The sequence below is a fragment of the Riemerella anatipestifer genome, from assembly GCF_009663465.1.
Classification (GTDB): Bacteria; Bacteroidota; Bacteroidia; order Flavobacteriales; family Weeksellaceae; genus Riemerella; species Riemerella anatipestifer_C.
The window spans coordinates 1-2,728 of the sequence record NZ_QXHU01000015.1 but is presented as its reverse complement, the minus strand read 5'-3'; the positions used below and the strand labels follow the sequence as shown (position 1 = coordinate 2,728).

Here is a 2,728-nt window from a genome sequence, read left to right as displayed (position 1 = left end):
GATCCGTAGATATCCGAATGGGGCAACCCAATACATTGAAGATGTATTACTGCGTAAGCAGAGCAAACCCGGAGAACTGAAACATCTAAGTACCCGGAGGAAAAGAAATCGAAGAGATTCCGTAAGTAGTGGCGAGCGAAAGCGGATTAGCCCAAAAGTTTATATATGTTTAATAGAACACTTTGGAAAGAGTGGCCATAGAGGGTGATAGCCCCGTACATGAAAGGCATATTTAGATGATACAAGAGTAGGGCGGGACACGTGAAATCCTGTCTGAATATGGGGGGACCATCCTCCAAGGCTAAATACTCCTGAAAGACCGATAGTGAACAAGTACTGTGAAGGAAAGGTGAAAAGCACTTCGAATAGAAGGGTGAAATAGAACCTGAAACCGTACGCCTACAAGCGGTCGGAGCAGCTTAATGCTGTGACGGCGTGCCTTTTGCATAATGAGCCTACGAGTTAATTTTACTAGCGAGGTTAAGTAATTAAGTTACGGAGCCGAAGCGAAAGCGAGTCTGAATAGGGCGAATAGTTAGTAGGATTAGACGCGAAACCTTGTGATCTACCCATGGGCAGGTTGAAGCTTTGGTAACACAAAGTGGAGGACCGAACCGGTTGACGTTGAAAAGTCTTCGGATGACCTGTGGGTAGGGGTGAAAGGCCAATCAAACTGGGAGATAGCTCGTACTCTCCGAAATGCATTTAGGTGCAGCGTTGATGTTAAGTTTATTAGAGGTAGAGCTACTGATTGGATGCGGGGGTTTCACCGCCTACCAATTCCTGACAAACTCCGAATGCTAATAAATGTTCATCAGCAGTGAGGGCATGGGTGCTAAGGTCCATGTCCGAGAGGGAAAGAACCCGGACCAACAGCTAAGGTCCCTAAATATATGCTAAGTTGAAATAACGCGGTTGGACTGCATTGACAGCTAGGATGTTGGCTTGGAAGCAGCCATTCATTTAAAGAGTGCGTAACAGCTCACTAGTCGAGCGGTCCGGCATGGATAATAATCGGGCATAAGCATATTACCGAAGCTATGGGATGTATTAAATACATCGGTAGGAGAGCATTCTATCGGCGCAGAAGCAGTATCGTGAGGTATTGTGGAGCTTATAGAAAAGAAAATGTAGGCATAAGTAACGATAAAGGGGGCGAGAACCCCCCTCACCGAAAGACTAAGGTTTCCTCAGCCATGCTAATCAGCTGAGGGTTAGTCGGGACCTAACGCGCACCCGAAAGGGGAAGTGGATGGACAATGGGTTAATATTCCCATACTTGCTCACACTAAAAAGGGGACGGATTGCCGTACTTACTGAAGACTGACGGAATAGTTGAGACCTAGCCTACGGGCGAAGTTGTTGTAGGGAAAGCAGTTCCAAGAAAAGCCGAAGTGAAGCAACCCGTACCAAAACCGACACAGGTAGTCGAGGAGAGAATCCTAAGGTGCTCGAGTGAGTCGTGGCTAAGGAACTAGGCAAAATAGTCTCGTAACTTCGGAAGAAGAGACGCCAACAGAAATGTTGGCCGCAGTGAAGAGGCCCAGGCGACTGTTTATCAAAAACACAGGACTCTGCTAAATCGAAAGATGCTGTATAGGGTCTGACACCTGCCCGGTGCTGGAAGGTTAAGGAAGGTGCTTAGCGTAAGCGAAGGCATTAACTGAAGCCCCAGTAAACGGCGGCCGTAACTATAACGGTCCTAAGGTAGCGAAATTCCTTGTCGGGTAAGTTCCGACCTGCACGAATGGTGTAACGATCTGGGCACTGTCTCAGCCACGAGCTCGGTGAAATTGTAGTATCGGTGAAGATGCCGATTACCCGCAATGGGACGAAAAGACCCTGTGAACCTTTACTATAACTTCGTATTGACTTTGAGTAAACAATGTGTAGGATAGGTGGGAGGCTGTGAAGCTGGCACGCTAGTGTTGGTGGAGCCGTTGTTGAAATACCACCCTTTGTTTACTTAGAGCCTAACTCGGAAACGAGGACATTGCGTGGTGGGTAGTTTGACTGGGGTGGTCGCCTCCAAAAGAGTAACGGAGGCTTTCAAAGGTACCCTCAGCACGCTTGGTAACCGTGCGTAGAGTGTAATGGCATAAGGGTGCTTGACTGTGAGACCTACAAGTCGATCAGGTGCGAAAGCAGGACATAGTGATCCGGTGGTTCCGTATGGAAGGGCCATCGCTCATAGGATAAAAGGTACTCCGGGGATAACAGGCTAGTCTCCCCCAAGAGCTCACATCGACGGGGAGGTTCGGCACCTCGATGTCGGCTCGTCACATCCTGGGGCTGGAGAAGGTCCCAAGGGTTGGGCTGTTCGCCCATTAAAGTGGCACGCGAGCTGGGTTCAGAACGTCGTGAGACAGTTCGGTCTCTATCTATTGCGGGCGTTAGATGTTTGAGAGGGCTTGAATCTAGTACGAGAGGACCGATTTGAACAAACCTCTGGTGTATCTGTTGTGCCGCCAGGCGCACCGCAGAGTAGCTAAGTTTGGTAAGGATAAGCACTGAAGGCATATAAGTGCGAAACCTGCCTCAAGATGAGACATCTTTTAAGGGTCGTGGGAGATGACCACGTTGATAGGCTACAGGTGTAAAGTTGGTAACAGCATAGCCGAGTAGTACTAATTACCCGTAGATTTATAGCCTAATGGGTTATGTTAAATAAGCCTTATAAGTGCGAGCAAGGTTTTGTCTTTGTGATGAAAATTACCGATAAAATAGA

At 48.1% G+C, this 2,728-nt stretch carries 1 rRNA gene; it reads left to right on the top strand.

Annotated features, from left to right (window positions below):
- Positions 1-2,651: ribosomal RNA gene (locus D1003_RS10910) — 23S ribosomal RNA — on the top strand; the annotation flags it as partial.
- Positions 2,652-2,728: the final 77 nt, after the last annotated feature.